The following is a 15,665-nucleotide window of genomic DNA, read 5'->3' as shown; positions in this document are numbered from 1 at the left end:
ATAAAAAAGCCGCAACCAGGGTTGCGGCTTTTTCATTTCAACGTGGGTCAGTGAGCGAACAACGAATTGCCCTTCTGCCCCGCCAGTTTCTCCGGCTTGATCAGGAAGCGTGCCAGCGCTGGCAGCAGCCAGAGTGCACCGAACATGTTCCAGAGCAGCATGAAGGTCAGCATCAGGCCCATGTCGGCCTGGAACTTGATGGCCGAGAAGATCCAGGTGCACACGCCGATGGCCAGGCACAGACCGGTGAACAGTACGGCCTTACCGGTGGACTTCAGCGTCTGGTAGTACGCCTCTTGCAGCGGCAGGCCGGCACGCAGGAAGCTTTCCAGGCGACTGTAGATGTAGATGCCGTAGTCCACGCCAATCCCGACCCCGAGCGCCACGACCGGCAGGGTCGCGACTTTCACGCCGATGCCCATGAAGGCCATCAGGGCGTTACCAAGCACCGATGTCAGCACCAGCGGCAGCACGATACACAAGGTCGCCGCCCAGGAACGGAAGGTGATCATGCACATGGTTGCCACGCAGATGTAGACCAGGATCAGGATGGTCAGCTCGGATTCCTTGATCACCTCGTTGGTGGCCGCCTCGATACCGGCGTTACCGGCGGCGAGGATGAATTCCAGACCCTCCTTGTTGTTAGCCTTGGCAAATTCCTGCACTGCATGCACGGCGCGATTCAGGGTCTCGGCCTTGTGATCGTTGAGGAACACCAGCACCGGCGCCAGGGAGCAACTGTTGTTGTACAGACCATCGGCCCGGGCAATGGAGTTGTTCAGCACGTCCGGGTTACGCGACAGGGTTTCCCACTTCAGGTTGCCCTCGTTCATGCCCTTGATCATCTGCTTGGACACAGTCACCAGGGAAATCGCCGACTGCACGCCCTCGGTGTTCTGCATCTTCCACATCAGTTCATCGATCGGTGCCATGGCTTCGTAGCGCGAGCAGCCTTCGGCCTTGGTCTTGACCATCACCACCAACACATCGGAGCTGGTGGAGTAGTTGCTGATGATGAAGTTGTTGTCCTTGTTGTAACGCGAGTCCGGACGCAGCTCCGGCGCACCCTGGTCGAGGTCACCGATTTTCAGGTTCTGGCTGTACCAGAGGCCGCCACCGAAGGCGATCAGTGCCAGCAGGACGGACACCGGCGCGACTTTGGCACTGGCAAAATTGGCCAGCAGACGCCAGAACGGGTGTTCGCGGTGAGCATCCTTCTTGCTGCGTTCCACAGCGCGCTTGCTGATGCCGACGTAGGAGATCGCCACCGGCAGCAGGATCAGGTTGGTGAACACGATCACCGCCACGCCGATCGACGCGCCAATGGCCAGCTCGCGGATCACGCCGATGTCGATGATCAGCAACGTGATGAACCCCACCGCATCCGCGAGGATCGCGATCATCCCCGGCAAGAACAGTTGGCGGAAGGTGCGGCGCGCGGCGGTCAGGGCGTTGTCCGCATCGCTGGATTGCAGGGCAATGCCGTTGATCTTCTGTACGCCATGGGAAATACCAATGGCGAAGATCAGGAACGGCACCAGCATCGAGTAGGGATCAAGCCCGAAGCCGAAGAAGTGCATCAACCCGAGCTGCCAGACCACCGCCACCAGCGTCGTACTCAACACGGCCACCGTACTGCGCATGCAGTTGGTGAACCAGTACAGCAGGATCAGCGTGATCACGAAGGCGATGCCGAAGAACATCACCACCATCACCAGGCCATCGATCAGGTCGCCCACTTTCTTGGCGAAGCCGACGATGTGGATTTTGATGTGGGGGTTCTGCGCCTCGAACTTGTTACGGATCTTGTCTTCGAGTTCGTGGGAAAACTTGCGGTAGTCCAGCGCCAGCAACTTGCCCTGGTCCTGCGGGTCCGGGTAGGCCTCCAGCAGCGGGATGTCGACGATGCTCGACTTGAAGTCGTTGGACACCAGGCGCCCGACCTGTCCGGACTTGAGCACGTTGTTGCGCAGCAGGTCGAGGCTGGCCTGGGAGCCGTTGTAACTCTGCGGAATCACCTCACCACCGGCGAAGCCCTCCTCGGTCACTTCGGTCCAGCGCACGCTCGGGCTCCACAGCGACTTGAGGCCGGAACGGTCGACGCCGGAGATGTAGAACACCTCGTCGTTGATCTGACGCAGGGTCTCCATGTATTCCTTGGAGAAGATGTCACCGTCGGTGGCCTCCACGGAAATGCGCACGGTGTTGCCCAGGTTCGCCAGATCGTTGCGGTGCTCCATCATCTTTTGAATGAACGGATGCTCGAGCGGGATCATTTTCTCGAAGCTGGTGGATGGGCGGATCAGCGTCGCCTGCCAGAACAGGAAGATGCTGACCAGCAGGCAGATCGTGATCACTGCCGGGCGGTTGTTGAAGATCAGGCGCTCAAGAAACGTCGCCTTGTCCTGATGATGAGTGCTCAAGGAAGTCATAGCCCCGCCTTCTTATTATTAACCCGGCTCATTTGCCCAGCTCAGCGCCGTTTGGCGAAGTGGCGTGAACGCCGCCCTGTCCGGTCAGAATCAGATTGCCATTCCCGGCGGCAGTGACCGACGAGAGGGAAATGCGATCCCGACGATTGAATACGCTGAAAGTCTCGCCGTTGTCGCTGCTGCTGATCACCGAACCACCGTTGCCGACGATCACGATCGATCCGTCATCGAGCAGCGTGCCGCCGGACAGACCGAATTCCAGGTCTCCGCGTTCAGCCTTGAGTTCGATTTGCTGCCAGGTGCTGCCGAAATCGGTGGAGCGATAGAGATTGCCGCGCAGCCCGTAAGCCAGCAGCGTATTGGCCTGTGCGGTGCCGAGCACTCCAAACAGCGAGCCCTGGTAAGGGCCTTCGAGTTTTTCCCAGGTCTGGCCCCCATCGGCGGAGCGGAACATGCTGCCCTGCTCGCCAACGATGAACAGCCCGGCATCCTTGACCGCCGTGATGGCGTTGAGGTGGTACTGGTCTTCGTTGTCCAGGCGATCGCTGGCGTCTTCCCAGTGCTTGCCGCCGTCGGTGGTTTCCATCAACGCCCCGTAGGCGCCCACGGCAAAGCCACTGTTGACGTCCTTGAACCAGACATCGAGCAGCGGCGACTCGCGTTTGAGATCTTCGAATTGCTTGGTCCAGGTGACGCCACCGTCCTCGCTGGCGAGGATCTGCGCGTCATGACCAACGGCCCAACCGTGCTTGTCATCGACAAAAAACACCGACGTCAGCAGTTGCCGGGTGGGCACTTTGGCCTGAACCCAGGTCGTACCTTTGTCGTCGGAATACAGGATGTGCCCGCGATCCCCGACCGCCACCAGGCGCGAGCCGGCGTGCACGACATCGAGTATCAGGCTTTTGCTGGCCTTGGCCGATTCAACGGAATAAGCAACGTCGGATGCCGGCGCGTCGGCGGCCAGCACGGGTGCCGACGCCACGGCACAGCCAAACAGCGAGAGCGCTGTGGCCAGCAACGCGAATTTGCGTAATGCCGGCGGGCGGCAAATACCCACACCCATGACAGGCTCACTCATAGACCATCCCCCATTATTATTGTTAGGTCATTCAACCTTTCAGGGCGCCGACAGGGTGCTCGTTGTGATTGGCTATTTCGGAGCATAGTCCCGAAACCCGCAATCCAGAGCCCCTTCGGAAGCTGGCTTATCCTATCGGTGTTTTTGAAGGGCTGACAATCGACGGCACGTTATGTTTTGTTAACTGCCGGGCTAACGGGTGCGGGTGAATGAGGGGGTATCAGGAAGGATGATGATGAGGTCTGGGCCGACATCATCGCGAACCGGCTCCGGGCGGCATTCCGACGACGGACTCAAGTGCGCCGCGTTTTTCCTGGTAATACGCGTGATCGTTGACGACCATCGCCAGCAGGCTGGCTCCCACAAGGATCAGGCTGAACCCTGTGGAAACGAGCTTGCTGGCAATCAAGGCATCGCGGAGTACATGGCACTTCGCGCAAAAGGCATCACGCCAGGCTTTTGCTGACCACTTCAAACACATCGCTGGACAGTTGACCCGAAGCACGGATGCGCTCCAGTTCGCCTTTCATCAACGCCTGACGGGCGCTGTCGTATTTGCGCCAGCGGGTCAACGGTGCCAGTTGGCGAGACGCGATCTGCGGATTGAAGCCGTTCAACTCGATCACCAGGTCTGCCAGGAAGCGATACCCGGAACCGTCGGCCGCATGGAAGTTGATCAGGTTCTGCCCGGCGAATGCGCCCACCAGTGCCCGCACCTTGTTCGGGTTCTTGATGTTGAACGCCGGATGCTGCATCAACGCCTTGACCCGCGCCAGGCCGCCCGGCAACACACTGCCGGCCTGGACACTGAACCATTGATCCATGACCAGCGGGTTGTCCTTGAAGTGCTCGGCGAAACTGGCCAGTGCCTTGGCCTTCTGCTCTTCGAACGGAGAGTTGACCAACACTGCGAGTGCGGTCAGGCGCTCGGTCATGTTGTCGCAGGTGTCGAACTGCTCCAGGGTCGCCGCCAGGACTTCAGGCTTGCCGCTGAGCATCAGGTATGACAGCGCAATGTTCTGCAGCGCCCGGCGGGCGAAATGCTCGGCCTCGGCCACATACGGGGTTTGTTTCGACAACTCGCGGTTAGCCTGATAGCGCAGCCACAGGCCTTCGAACAACGCTTCGGCCAGTTGCTTGCGGGCAAACTCGCGGGCGATGTGAATGGCCTCGACGTCGGCCACTTCGCTGATTTCGGTCAGGTAGGCTTCGCTTGGCAGCGAGAGCATTTCCGCGACCATCGCTTGATCCAGCGACTCGTCGGACAGCACGGTGCGCAAGGCCGAAACCAGACGCTGATCCAGCACCAGCGCTTCGCCCTTTTGCTGCTGGGCAATCAGTTCCTGCAGCACTTGCACCGACAATTGCTGGCCGGCATCCCAACGATTGAACCCGTCGCTGTCGTGCTGCATCAGGAACATCAACTGGTCGCGGTTGTACGGGAAGCTCAGTTTCACCGGTGCCGAGAAGCCACGCAGCAGCGAAGGCAGCGGTTGCTCTGCGATGTCGACGAAGGTGAAGGTCTGCTCGGCTTCGGTCACGGAAAGGACACGGGTAGCGCCCTGGGCGCTGGCTTCGCCCTGAAGGCGCAAGGCTATTTCGTTGCCTTGGCTGTCCAGCAGGCCCAGTTCGACCGGGATCACAAACGGCAGCTTCTCGACCTTGTCCGGGGTTTGCGGGCAGCTCTGGCGGAAGGTCAGGCTGTAGGTCTTGGCCGCTGCGTCGTAGGACTCGCTCACCGCCAGACGTGGGGTGCCTGCCTGGCTGTACCAGCGCTTGAACTGGGTCAGGTCGACGCCGTTGGCATCTTCCATGGCCTTGATGAAGTCGTCGCAGGTCACGGCCTGACCGTCGTGGCGTTCGAAGTACAGGTCGCTGCCTTTACGGAAACCTTCGGCACCGAGCAAGGTATGGATCATCCCGACCACTTCCGAACCTTTTTCGTACACAGTCAGGGTGTAGAAGTTGGAAATCTCGATGAAGCTGTCCGGGCGCACCGCGTGGGCCATGGGGCCGGCGTCTTCGGCGAACTGGTGCGTGCGCAGGTACGCCACGTCCTGGATGCGCTTGACCGTGGCCGAGTTCATGTCGGCGGAGAAATGCGAATCGCGGAAAACCGTGAAACCTTCCTTGAGCGACAACTGGAACCAGTCGCGGCAGGTCACGCGGTTGCCCGACCAGTTGTGGAAGTATTCGTGGGCAACGATCGCCTCGACCCGCTGGTGCGCGGCGTCGGTGGCGGTTTCGGCCCGGGCCAGCACGGCGCTGGAGTTGAAGATGTTGAGGCCCTTGTTCTCCATGGCGCCCATGTTGAAGTCGTTCACGGCGACGATCATGAAGATGTCCAGATCGTATTCGCGACCGTAGACCTCTTCATCCCAACGCATGGATTTCTTCAGGCTGTTCATGGCGTGCTGGCATTTGTCGATGTTTTCCGGCTCGACGTAAATGCGCAGCGCCACGTTGCGCTCGGTCATGGTGGTGAAGGTGTCTTCGACACACCACAGATCACCGGCCACCAGCGCGAACAGGTACGCCGGTTTCTTGAACGGGTCCTCCCAGGTCGCCCAGTGCCGGCCATCTTCGCCGGGCCCCGAGGCAATCGGGTTGCCGTTGGACAGCAGCACCGGATAGCTGTGCTGCTCGGCGACCACGGTGGTGGTGAACGTGCTCATCACGTCCGGACGGTCGAGGTAATAGGTGATCTTGCGGAAGCCTTCGGCCTCGCACTGGGTGCAGAACATCGTGCCGGACTTGTACAGGCCTTCCAGCGCGGTGTTGGTTTCCGGGTGGATCCTGACGCTGGTATCGACCGTGAAGGTGGTACTGGTCGGGTGCAGGGTCAGATGATTCTCGGTCAACTGGTAATCGGCGATGCCCAGCTCGCGATCGGCCAGCGTCACCGACAGCAGTTCCAGTTGTTGACCGTCCAGCACCAACGGCGGCAGGCCCGGACCACGCTCGGGGTTACGGCGCATCACCAGTTGCGCATGGACCAGGCTGTGGTCCTCGAACAACTCGAAGGTCAGGTGCGTTTCGTCGATCAGGTACTCGGGAGCCTGATAGTCCTTGAGGTAGATCATCTTCGGTTGTTCGGTGCGCATGCTGGAGTCCTTACTGATGCACGGCGAGCTGATAAGCCGTGTATTTACGAATGTTGATCACGCCGGTGTCGAAGATCAGGTACTGGCCCTTGATCCCCATCAGCGTGCCTTCGGCAATGGGCTGCTTGTCCAGGTTAAAGCTGACGATCTTGGCCGGATACTGCTCGACCGGGTAGCGGATTTCGAGCGGCTCGACATCGGCGACGGTCTGAATCGCCTGCAGGCCGAACCGCTGCTGCAAGCCTTGCAGCCCCTCGGCGCAGCTGTCGAACAACTGGTCGCGAACTTCTGCCAGGTTCACCGGCACCGCATCACCCTTGAGCAGCGCGCGCCAGTTGGTCTTGTCCGCCACCTGACTGCGGAACAGGTCCTCGACAAAGCCCGATTGCTGGCGGGTCGACACGCGCATGATCGGCAAGGCCTGGCTGGCGCCCTGGTCGATCCAGCGGGTCGGCAGTTGGGTGGCACGGGTGATCCCGACTTTCACTCCGGAAGAGTTCGACAGGTACACGATGTGATCGGTCATGCAGAACTGCTCGCCCCACTGCGGCTCACGGCAAGTGCCGGCGTCGTAATGGCAGCGCTCCGGGCTCATGATGCACACGTCACACTGGGCCAGTTTGGTCATGCAGGGGTAGCAGTAGCCCTGGCTGAAACTGGTTTTGGTCTTGCGTCCGCAATGGGTGCAGTGGATCGCCCCCAGGTATTCCAGGCGAACCGTGGTGCCGATCAAGGGGTTGACCGGTACCTCGACGTCGCCCAGACGAAATGCGTATTGCACGTTCGGCCCGTCCAGGCGCGCCGACATTTTACTGATTGCACCGCGGCCAATCTCGATCAATGGATGGCATCCGACTTGAACAGGATATTGGGCACTTGAATCGATTTGGAGCTGCACTCCTGCGGCCCCATGTAGCCGGTACGCTCTTCTTCAGGCAGGTTCTTGATTTCCCAGGCGATCATCGCTTGCAGCGACAGCTCGCGCTGCTCGGCGGTGAGCTTGCCACCGTCGGACCATTTACCGATTTCCACCGCCAGTTTCAGGCTCTGGTAGATCTCCGGGGTGATGTTTTTGATCATTTCGTTAAAAGAGGACATTGGGTCTCCGCGCTCTCTATTTACATAACTGTTTCAGGCGGCCAGTTTACGGCGGTTGTACAAACCACCCAACAAACCGGTCAGGCATCCGACGAGCAACCCGCCGACGTGGGCCGCGTTGGCGATTTCACCAAAGCCGATCATCGAGACCAGCCCGGACAGGCACAGCAGCAGCCACACCAGCATCATCACCAGCACCCCGCGGGGCAGGCGATAGGCGGCGTTTGGCGACAATATCTGGAAAATCCAGCAATGCCCGAGCAGGCCGTACAGCACCCCGGACAACCCCCCAAACAGGGTCGGGCCACCGAATACGAACTGGGAAAAATTGGACACGAGGCTGAACAGCAAGGTCAGCCCGATCAAATTGACAGTGCCCTGACGCGATTCGATGCGCCGCCCCAGCTCCCAGTACCACATGCCATTCATGGCCAGGTGCAGGATGCCGAAATGGATCAGCATCGGCGTCACCAGGCGCCACCACTGCCCCGCCGCCAGGCTGTCGGCCAATGGCACGAAGTGGATGTACTCACCGACGACGTGATAATCGAGGAAGGTCAGCCAGCGCATGGTGGCAAGGTTATCGCCCAGCAAGGTCACGACACCGACGAGCAGGCTGAGCAGCAGTATCAGCGCCGTGCCTTTTGCATGCCGAAGCTGCGAGGCGAAACTCGGCCGGCGAACCGTTCGGGCCACCGGGATGGCCAGTTGCTCATCGGGGTCACCCGCCGGATAGCGTTCGTACAACACCCGGACGTCTTCACTGATGTTCGCCGGCACCCACAACACCTGCTCGCCCGACTCCTCACTGACCCGATGCGGTACCTGCATGCGTTGCAGCAACTTGACGAACCCGCTCAAATCCACCGCCAGCGGCAGTCGCAATACAGCGACATTCGTCATTGCAGTGCCTCCGGGCGCTCGACGTCGACCCAGACGAACTTATGCGGATCAAGACGAGTTTCCTGGTCCAGGCGATAGGCGACGAGTTTGCCGTAGAGCACGGCGCTGTAATCCAGGCACGCGAGGTTCGGACGAATCGGTGCCGGTTTGCCGCTGCGCCAGTAATGACCGACGAACAGCAACGGTTCGTCGATGCCATAGCGCAGCAAGTTGTTTTTCTCGGTTGACGTCAGTGGCGTGCGGGCCACCGGGTCGGGCAAGGCGTCAGGCTGGAACACGATGTCTCCGTAGGTTTGCGGATCGTCTTCCCAGAACTTGGTACGGAAGAACGAGCGTGTCAGGCCATCGCCGCTGGTCATGGTCAGACCATGGGGCAAACGCATGTCGGTGCCGCGCAGCAATCGGTCGAACACGGTGCAGGCGAAGCTGCCCGGCATGGCCGACGCCTGAAGGAAGTGCTCATCGACGCAACCATTGGGGAACAGCGCCCGCAACGGTTCGATCAAACTCGCGTCCCAACAGGCATGCACCACCCGGAAACGCCCGGCATCGACGAACAACGGCAGTTCATAGAACCATTGCTGAAAGTCATGCCAGTCCGCCGGATGATGCTCGAACTGGGTCAGGGTTTCCTGGAGCAACCGGGCATGGCGCGGAGTGTGTTCGCGCACGAACTGCTTGCCGCTGCCAGGGAGTGCCGGCGTGCACCAGCCCAACGCGTTGAACTCATGGTTGCCCATGATGCACAGCGCCTGCCCGGCCTCGACCATGTCGTGGACGATGTGCAGCGCCTCGCGAATCCGCGGGCCGCGGTCGATGATGTCACCGACGAACACCGCCATGCGCGAAGCGTGGCGCCAGACGCCGGCTTGTTTGTGGTAACCCAGTCGGTCGAGCAAGTGCTCCAGGGTCAGAGTGCAACCATGCACGTCACCGATCAGGTCGTAGCTACGCGCGGGATCGAGCATCAGTCGCCTCCACCCCCCAACTTGCTGCCCCAGCCGAGTTTGGTTCGGCAGACTTCATAATAGTTGTGGTCGAGCGGGTGAATCAGCCGCAGCTTCTGGGCTTTCTTGCTGACGGTGATGGTGTCGCCGGGCGCACAGGTAAAGTGGTTCTGCCCGTCGCACGAGACTTGCGGGTAAATCTGCATATCCTTGGACACGACGATTTTCAGCTCACTGTTGCCATCGACCACGATTGGCCTGCCTGACAGGGTATGGGGGTACATCGGCACAATCACAATAGCGTCGAGCTTGGGGTGCATGATCGGGCCACCCGCGGAAAGCGCATAGGCCGTCGACCCCGTCGGCGTGGCAACGATCAGGCCGTCGGCCTTCTGGCTGCAGACGAACTGGCCATCAATGTACAGCTCGAATTCGATCATCCGTGTGGATTTGCCGGGGTGCAGCACCACGTCATTGAGCGCGTCGCCCTGACCGATGGCCTCGGCGTGGCGCCGGACTTCGGCTTGTAACAGGAAGCGGTTTTCCACCAGATAGTGGCCGTCGAGCACTTCGGCGACCTTGATTTCCAGCTCATCGGGGCGAATGTCAGTCAGGAAACCCAGACTGCCCCGGTTGATGCCCAGTACCGGAATATTGTGCCTGGCCAGCGCACGAGCCGCGCCCAGCAGGCTGCCATCCCCACCCACCACAATCACCATGTCACAGACTTCGCCGAGCATCTTGCGCGACGAGGTCTGCAGGCCATGGCCCGGCAGGACTTCGGCGATGGTGTCTTCGAGAATCACGTGCAGGTGACGATCGAGCAGAAAGCGTTTCAGTCGGCGGACGGTATCCAGCACCTGAGAACTGCCCAGGCGACCGATGATGCCGATATTGCGAAATTGCTCCATGGGGCTCCTAAGGAAGGGCAGCGACGGCGAAAAGCACGATTATGGGCGAAAGCCGCGGATAGACAAAATCCTTTCAGCCTCAAGGTAGCTTCCGGTTTCGGGCTATGCTCGCAAGATGATCCTATTTCCAGATTTATTGCAGTTACCCCATCAGTTGCGCCACCCCGAAGTGCGCGACCTGGCGTGGGTCATCCTGGCGCCGCCGATGCTCAGCGACACCCCGTGGCCGCAGCGCCATCCGCTGGCCGGCAGTGACTGGGTACAGGCGCCGGAACGCCTGCAACACTGGCTGCGACAACTGGACCGGGACAGTTATGGCTTGCTGCATTGGCTGGCCCAGGCCCGCACCCGGCGCCTGGGCCTTTACTACGAGCGTCTCTGGCAATTTGCCATACAGCACGCGCCCGGCATCGAGTTGATTGCCGCCAACATGCCAATCCGTCGCGAAGGCCACACCCTTGGCGAGCTGGACATGCTGCTGCGTGATCGCGACGGCGTGCATCACCTGGAGCTGGCGATCAAGCTGTACCTGGGGCCGCAAAACGGCGACGGCCACGATGCCGCCCAATGGCTCGGCCCCGGCTGCCATGATCGACTGGACCGCAAACTGGCGCACCTTTGCCAGCATCAGTTGCCGATTTCCGCGCGTCCGGAAAGCCGCGAAGTGCTGGAGGCGCTGGATATCCGCGAGTTCAGCGCTCATTTGTGGCTGGGCGGTTATTTGCTTTATCCCTGGCCGGGGAAAGCCACACCCCCCAGGGGTGCGCATCCGCAGCATTTGCGTGGTCGCTGGCTGCACCAAAAGGACTGGGCCGAATTCGCGGCCCAGAGTCCGCCTGGCCGCTGGCAACCCCTGCCCCGCCATGCATGGCTGGCGCCTGCGCACTACCCGGCCGAGCAGACATGGAGCGCCGAGCAGTTGGACGCGTGGCTGAGCGATCTGGAGCCGCTGGCCCCGGCGCAGTTGCTGGTGCGACTGGTGAAAAACGCCCAGGGCGACTGGGAGGAAGCCGAACGATTGTTTCTGGTGGCGGATCTTTGGCCGGATGTGCCGGGACAGGGTTAATCCGGATTTTATGACAACTGTAGTGGCCCTATCGCGAGCAAGCTCGCTCCCACCTTGAAATGCATTCCCCTGTGGGAGCGAGCCTGCTCGCGATTGCGGCGAGCCGATTTAAACGGACAACCGCACCGCCAGCGCCGCCAAGGTCACCAGCAACACCGGCACGGTCAACACGATCCCGACCTTGAAGTAATACCCCCAGCCAATCCGGATGTTCTTGCGCTCCAGCACATGCAACCACAAAAGTGTCGCCAGACTGCCAATCGGGGTGATTTTCGGGCCCAGATCGCTGCCAATAACGTTGGCGTAGATCATCGCTTCTTTCACCACCCCCGTCGCCTGACTCGCATCAATGGACAGCAGGCCAATCAACACCGTCGGCAGGTTATTCATGATCGATGACAACAACGCCGTCAGCACCCCCGTGCCCAGCGCCGCGCCCCAGACGCCGTATCCGGCGAAAATGTCCAGCCAGCCCGCCAGATACCCGGTAAGCCCGGCGTTACGCAGGCCATAGACCACCAAATACATGCCCAGCGAAAAAATCACGATGTGCCATGGGGCTTCCTTCATGACCTTGCGCGTGGAAATCTTGTGCCCGCGCGCAGCGATGGCCAGCAGCAACGCGGCGCACACCGCCGAGATCGCACTGATCGGAATGCCCAGCGGTTCCAGTGCAAAACAACCGAGCAACAGAATCACCAGCACCGCCCAACCAGCATAGAACGTTGCCTTGTCGTGGATGGCGGACGCCGGGTGCTCCAGTTGTTCGGGGTCGTAATCCCGGGGAATGTCGCGCCGGAAAAACCACATCAGCACCGCAAGGGTCACGGCAACGCTGACCAGGTTGACCGGAATCATCACCGCCGCATAGCGGTTGAAACCAATCTTGAAGAAGTCCGCGGAAACGATGTTCACCAGGTTCGACACCACCAATGGCAGGCTCGCGGTATCGGCAATGAAACCGGCCCCCATGACAAACGCCAGGGTTGCCGTGGGCGAGAAACGCAAGGCCAGGAGCATTGAAATCACGATGGGCGTCAGTATCAGCGCCGCGCCGTCATTGGCGAACAGCGCCGACACCAGTGCCCCGAGCAGCACCATATAGGCAAACAACTTTCGCCCATTGCCCCGTCCCCAGCGGGCCACATGCAACGCCGCCCAGGCAAACAGCCCGGCTTCGTCCAGCAACAGGCTGATGATGATCAGCGCGACAAAGGTACCAGTGGCGTTCCAGATGATCTGCCACACCAGCGGAATGTCACTCAGATGCACCACGCCGAAAATCAGCGCCAGCACGGCACCCAGCACCGCGCTCCAGCCGACACCAAGGCCTTTGGGCTGCCAGATCACGAGGGTAATGGTCAGGAGAAAAATCAATGAAGCGGCGAGCATGCGAAACAGCCTTGAGCGAGGGGGCGGACCGGCAGGGATTCTGAAGTAGAGCCGCCGTGCGTGGCAACGGCGACGATAGACTCAATACTGTTGTGCTTGCGTGACAGGGAACATGCCTGTCAAGGGAAGCCTGCCCCCTCTGTCACAGGCAAACTCCCTCGGGACGCGAACGACCTCAGACTTTCTTGTGCTGCTCCACCCACTGACCATAGGCATTGATGAAGCTCTGCAGGAACGGCTTGACCGACTCCGACAGTTTGCCCGCCTCGTCGAACGCCGAACCGGCACCGCCCAGGTAGGCTTCCGGCTGCTGCATCAACGGCACGTTGAGAAACACCATGGACTGACGCAAGTGATGGTTGGCGCCGAATCCGCCGATCGCGCCGGGCGAAACACTGATCACCGCCCCCGGTTTGCCGCTCCAGGCACTCTTGCCATAGGGACGCGAACCGACATCGATTGCATTCTTCATCGGTGCCGGCACCGAACGGTTGTATTCCGGCGTAACGAACAGCACTGCGTCGGATGAACTCACTTGTTGTCGGAAACTACTGTAGGCTGCCGGCGGTGTAGCACCATCGATGTCTTCGTTGTAGAGCGGCAGGTCACCGATTTCGACAATGTTCAGCTTGAGATTGGCCGGCGCCAGGTCTGCCAGTGCGAGGGCGACCTTGCGGTTGATCGATTCTTTTCGCAGGCTGCCGACCACTACGGCGACGGTATAGACATTGCTCATGGAAGACTCTCGCTTATCCGTGGGAGGAACCTGAAGTTATAGTTGATCAGATGACGATTCAACCAGTGAACACAGGTATATCTGCGTTCTGATTATTTTTTATACGCAGGAAAACTTACCGTGCTCAGTGACGGTCTACTCCACCGCACATTGAGTGATTTATCTCCAGAGGTTCTAAGCAGATGGCAGCAGTACTCGTCGGTCAGTTCCATGCAAGAGACGCGGAAGGCCGCATTTATTCCGTACATGAGTTCCAGGAATCCACCCCGCCGGCAGACGGTCTGGCAAGCGCGGCGCCTGTCACCACGTACAAACTGGCTATTGGCGATCGCGTGAACAAGCTGGATGAAAATGAATTTCTATTGGTGCAGTCGGGCGTCACCATTACCCGCGAACCGGTAACCAGCACCGCTTCATAACTCGACGTTATGAGCAGGAGTCATAGGCGCAGACTTGGGTTAGGATTCAGTCACTGGCTTCCTCACCCTGCTGAACATGGACTTCACGCATGCGCTTACGCCATATCGAAGTGATCCAGGCGCTCCTGCAGACCGGTCACCTGGGCACCGCCGCCGAATGGCTGCAGTTGCCGGTGACCGAAGTCGAGCGCATATTGCGCGACGCCGAGGATCAACTGGGCTTCATGCTGTTCTCCAGTGTACGCGGGCGCCTGCAAGCCACGCGGGAGGCGCGGGAGCTTCAAGTCGAAATGGCCCGCGTCTACGATGCGCTTGAACCGGTCCAACGCCTGGCCAACAGCCTCAGGCAATACCAGGCCCCACCCTTACGTATCATTTGTACGCCTCCCCTGGCCCAGCAACTGCTGCCCCAAAGCATTGCGGCTTTGCGCCGACGCCTGCCTGACGCACCCTGCACCCTGCTCAGCCAACCGACCCGCGACATCGTCCGAAGCCTGCTGTTGCACGAAAGCGATCTGGGCTTGAGCCTGCATGATCCCGATCGCGCCGAGATTGAATGCCAGGTGATTGCCCAAGGCAAGCTGCAACTGCTCGCCCCCCACGGCTGGCTGCAACCCAGGCAGAAGTACATTTCCCTGCAGGATCTGGCGGGCCAGGCAATGGTCGGCCTCGAAGGGCATGACCCGCTCAGCCCGGCGCTGGAAAACAAACTGCATGCACTGCGCCCGGCACCTGTGATCCACACACGGGTACAGACTCACCAGATGATGCGCAGCATGGTCGAGGCCGGTGAAGGCCTGGCCATCGTCGACCCCTTCACCGCGCTCGGCGCCAAATCGGCCGGACTCGATGCCTGCCCCCTGGCGCCCGCAGTGCCGGTCAGTCTCTACGCCCTGAGCCTTAAAAACGACGCGCCCTCGCCCGCCATTCAGACCCTGTTAGCGATCATCACGGAACAAGCCGCGGCGATGCTCGCGAACTGAGCGGATTTTCCAGCGGATTATCGAACAATCGATACCAGAACAGCGCCACCTCGGCGGTGTTGGGATCGATGCCCCGATAGCGCAGGTGATCGATGCCGCCAATCACGTAACCGCAGCGCTCATAGAGACGACAGGCTCCCAGATTGTTGTTCTGGGTTTCCAGCATGATGCCTGGCAGCTTCTTCTTGCGACTCCAGAACTGCGCCACATCCAGCAGCGCCTTGGCCACACCATGGCGCCGGGCGGGCGCATGCACCGCCAGTTCGTCGATATGGGCAAAGCCATTCCAGTTAGTGCTGACCACTATATGTCCGACCGGCTCGTCATCCAGGTACGCCATGAAAATCGCACTGTCGACGGCGTCGCGATAACTGCTGAACTCCTCGGGGTCAATGCCATAGCACTTGCGATAGGGCGTGATCGGCGTGATCGCCCATTGCTCCACTGGCTGGCCTATTTCGGGGGTGCCATAGGCGGTGACTTCAAAACTGAAATCACTGCCCCAGATATAGGCGGCAAAAGCTTCGTCGGCGACTCGCACCGACAGCCCTGGGTAAATCGGGTTTATGACCGGTTGCATACTGGGAAAGGTC

14 protein-coding genes are annotated in these 15,665 nt (G+C 60.3%); 3 read left to right on the top strand and 11 right to left on the bottom strand.

Annotation, left to right across the window (positions count from 1 at the left end):
- Window positions 1-47: 47 nt before the first annotated feature.
- The 8 genes from ACX3YD_RS28955 to ACX3YD_RS28920 form a co-directional block, all read right to left on the bottom strand.
- Window positions 48-2,432: an efflux RND transporter permease subunit gene (locus ACX3YD_RS28955; protein WP_103405645.1), complete on the bottom strand. Its 2,385-nt coding sequence runs from the start codon at window positions 2,430-2,432 to the stop codon at window positions 48-50.
- A 28-nt stretch (window positions 2,433-2,460) separates the two neighbouring features.
- Complete coding sequence (locus ACX3YD_RS28950; RefSeq protein WP_458961675.1) at window positions 2,461-3,513, bottom strand: WD40/YVTN/BNR-like repeat-containing protein; 1,053 nt, start codon at window positions 3,511-3,513, stop codon at window positions 2,461-2,463.
- Window positions 3,514-3,959: 446 nt separating this feature from the next.
- Window positions 3,960-6,617: an aminopeptidase N gene (gene pepN, locus ACX3YD_RS28945; RefSeq protein WP_458961674.1), complete on the bottom strand. Its 2,658-nt coding sequence runs from the start codon at window positions 6,615-6,617 to the stop codon at window positions 3,960-3,962.
- 10 nt (window positions 6,618-6,627) lie between these two features.
- Entirely contained in the window at window positions 6,628-7,458 is an 831-nt protein-coding gene (locus tag ACX3YD_RS28940) for a DUF2797 domain-containing protein (RefSeq protein WP_090469259.1), read from the bottom strand.
- A complete protein-coding gene (locus ACX3YD_RS28935) occupies window positions 7,455-7,715 on the bottom strand; it encodes a YeaC family protein (RefSeq protein ID WP_103405642.1) in 261 nt (86 codons plus the stop codon). The genes ACX3YD_RS28940 and ACX3YD_RS28935 overlap by 4 nt, the downstream gene beginning before the upstream one ends.
- A gap of 33 nt (window positions 7,716-7,748) precedes the next feature.
- Window positions 7,749-8,618 (bottom strand): rhomboid family intramembrane serine protease, encoded by an 870-nt coding sequence (locus ACX3YD_RS28930; protein ID WP_090469256.1) that lies wholly within the window; start codon window positions 8,616-8,618, stop codon window positions 7,749-7,751.
- Complete coding sequence (locus ACX3YD_RS28925; protein WP_458961673.1) at window positions 8,615-9,586, bottom strand: metallophosphoesterase; 972 nt, start codon at window positions 9,584-9,586, stop codon at window positions 8,615-8,617. The genes ACX3YD_RS28930 and ACX3YD_RS28925 overlap by 4 nt, the downstream gene beginning before the upstream one ends.
- Window positions 9,586-10,476 carry an NAD(+) kinase gene (locus ACX3YD_RS28920; RefSeq protein ID WP_047528343.1) on the bottom strand — a complete coding sequence of 297 codons (891 nt, stop codon included), beginning with the start codon at window positions 10,474-10,476 and terminating at the stop codon, window positions 9,586-9,588. The genes ACX3YD_RS28925 and ACX3YD_RS28920 overlap by 1 nt, the downstream gene beginning before the upstream one ends.
- 115 nt (window positions 10,477-10,591) lie before the next feature.
- On the opposite strand from ACX3YD_RS28920, the gene ACX3YD_RS28915 reads away from it, so the two are divergent.
- On the top strand, window positions 10,592-11,542 hold the full coding sequence (locus tag ACX3YD_RS28915) for a DUF1853 family protein (protein WP_458961672.1): 951 nt from the start codon (window positions 10,592-10,594) through the stop codon (window positions 11,540-11,542).
- Between the two features lie 108 nt (window positions 11,543-11,650).
- Here ACX3YD_RS28915 and ACX3YD_RS28910 read toward each other — a convergent pair whose 3' ends face one another.
- Together ACX3YD_RS28910 and ACX3YD_RS28905 are read right to left on the bottom strand one after the other, a co-directional pair.
- On the bottom strand, window positions 11,651-12,934 hold the full coding sequence (locus ACX3YD_RS28910) for an arsenic transporter (protein WP_458961671.1): 1,284 nt from the start codon (window positions 12,932-12,934) through the stop codon (window positions 11,651-11,653).
- Between the two features lie 175 nt (window positions 12,935-13,109).
- Window positions 13,110-13,670, bottom strand: coding sequence for an NADPH-dependent FMN reductase (locus tag ACX3YD_RS28905; protein WP_047528337.1), 561 nt, complete (start codon window positions 13,668-13,670; stop codon window positions 13,110-13,112).
- A 182-nt stretch (window positions 13,671-13,852) separates the two neighbouring features.
- On the opposite strand from ACX3YD_RS28905, the gene ACX3YD_RS28900 reads away from it, so the two are divergent.
- Both ACX3YD_RS28900 and ACX3YD_RS28895 read left to right on the top strand, forming a co-directional pair.
- Window positions 13,853-14,089: a hypothetical protein gene (locus ACX3YD_RS28900; RefSeq protein ID WP_103405638.1), complete on the top strand. Its 237-nt coding sequence runs from the start codon at window positions 13,853-13,855 to the stop codon at window positions 14,087-14,089.
- A gap of 89 nt (window positions 14,090-14,178) precedes the next feature.
- Window positions 14,179-15,072: a LysR substrate-binding domain-containing protein gene (locus tag ACX3YD_RS28895; RefSeq protein ID WP_458961670.1), complete on the top strand. Its 894-nt coding sequence runs from the start codon at window positions 14,179-14,181 to the stop codon at window positions 15,070-15,072.
- On the opposite strand, the gene ACX3YD_RS28890 is transcribed toward ACX3YD_RS28895, so the two are convergent.
- The gene (locus ACX3YD_RS28890; RefSeq protein ID WP_103405636.1) at window positions 15,038-15,652 is read right to left on the bottom strand and encodes a GNAT family N-acetyltransferase; all 615 of its coding nucleotides are present in this window, start codon (window positions 15,650-15,652) and stop codon (window positions 15,038-15,040) included. The two genes, ACX3YD_RS28895 and ACX3YD_RS28890, sit on opposite strands and share 35 nt — an antisense overlap.
- Window positions 15,653-15,665 lie beyond the last annotated feature (13 nt).

This window comes from Pseudomonas fluorescens group sp. PF-1, assembly GCF_054481335.1.
Note: the sequence above shows the minus strand (reverse complement) of the source record. Positions and strands in the feature narration are given on the sequence as shown.

Coding starts and splice junctions, on each gene's coding strand:
- ACX3YD_RS28915 (WP_458961672.1), top strand. CDS start 10,592: ATGATCCTATTTCCAGATTTATTGCAGTTACCCCATCAGTTGCGCCAC.
- ACX3YD_RS28950 (WP_458961675.1), bottom strand. CDS start 3,513: ATGAGTGAGCCTGTCATGGGTGTGGGTATTTGCCGCCCGCCGGCATTA.
- ACX3YD_RS28925 (WP_458961673.1), bottom strand. CDS start 9,586: ATGCTCGATCCCGCGCGTAGCTACGACCTGATCGGTGACGTGCATGGT.
- pepN (WP_458961674.1), bottom strand. CDS start 6,617: ATGCGCACCGAACAACCGAAGATGATCTACCTCAAGGACTATCAGGCT.
- ACX3YD_RS28905 (WP_047528337.1), bottom strand. CDS start 13,670: ATGAGCAATGTCTATACCGTCGCCGTAGTGGTCGGCAGCCTGCGAAAA.
- ACX3YD_RS28930 (WP_090469256.1), bottom strand. CDS start 8,618: ATGACGAATGTCGCTGTATTGCGACTGCCGCTGGCGGTGGATTTGAGC.
- ACX3YD_RS28935 (WP_103405642.1), bottom strand. CDS start 7,715: ATGTCCTCTTTTAACGAAATGATCAAAAACATCACCCCGGAGATCTAC.
- ACX3YD_RS28900 (WP_103405638.1), top strand. CDS start 13,853: ATGGCAGCAGTACTCGTCGGTCAGTTCCATGCAAGAGACGCGGAAGGC.
- ACX3YD_RS28890 (WP_103405636.1), bottom strand. CDS start 15,652: ATGCAACCGGTCATAAACCCGATTTACCCAGGGCTGTCGGTGCGAGTC.
- ACX3YD_RS28895 (WP_458961670.1), top strand. CDS start 14,179: ATGCGCTTACGCCATATCGAAGTGATCCAGGCGCTCCTGCAGACCGGT.
- ACX3YD_RS28955 (WP_103405645.1), bottom strand. CDS start 2,432: ATGACTTCCTTGAGCACTCATCATCAGGACAAGGCGACGTTTCTTGAG.
- ACX3YD_RS28910 (WP_458961671.1), bottom strand. CDS start 12,934: ATGCTCGCCGCTTCATTGATTTTTCTCCTGACCATTACCCTCGTGATC.
- ACX3YD_RS28920 (WP_047528343.1), bottom strand. CDS start 10,476: ATGGAGCAATTTCGCAATATCGGCATCATCGGTCGCCTGGGCAGTTCT.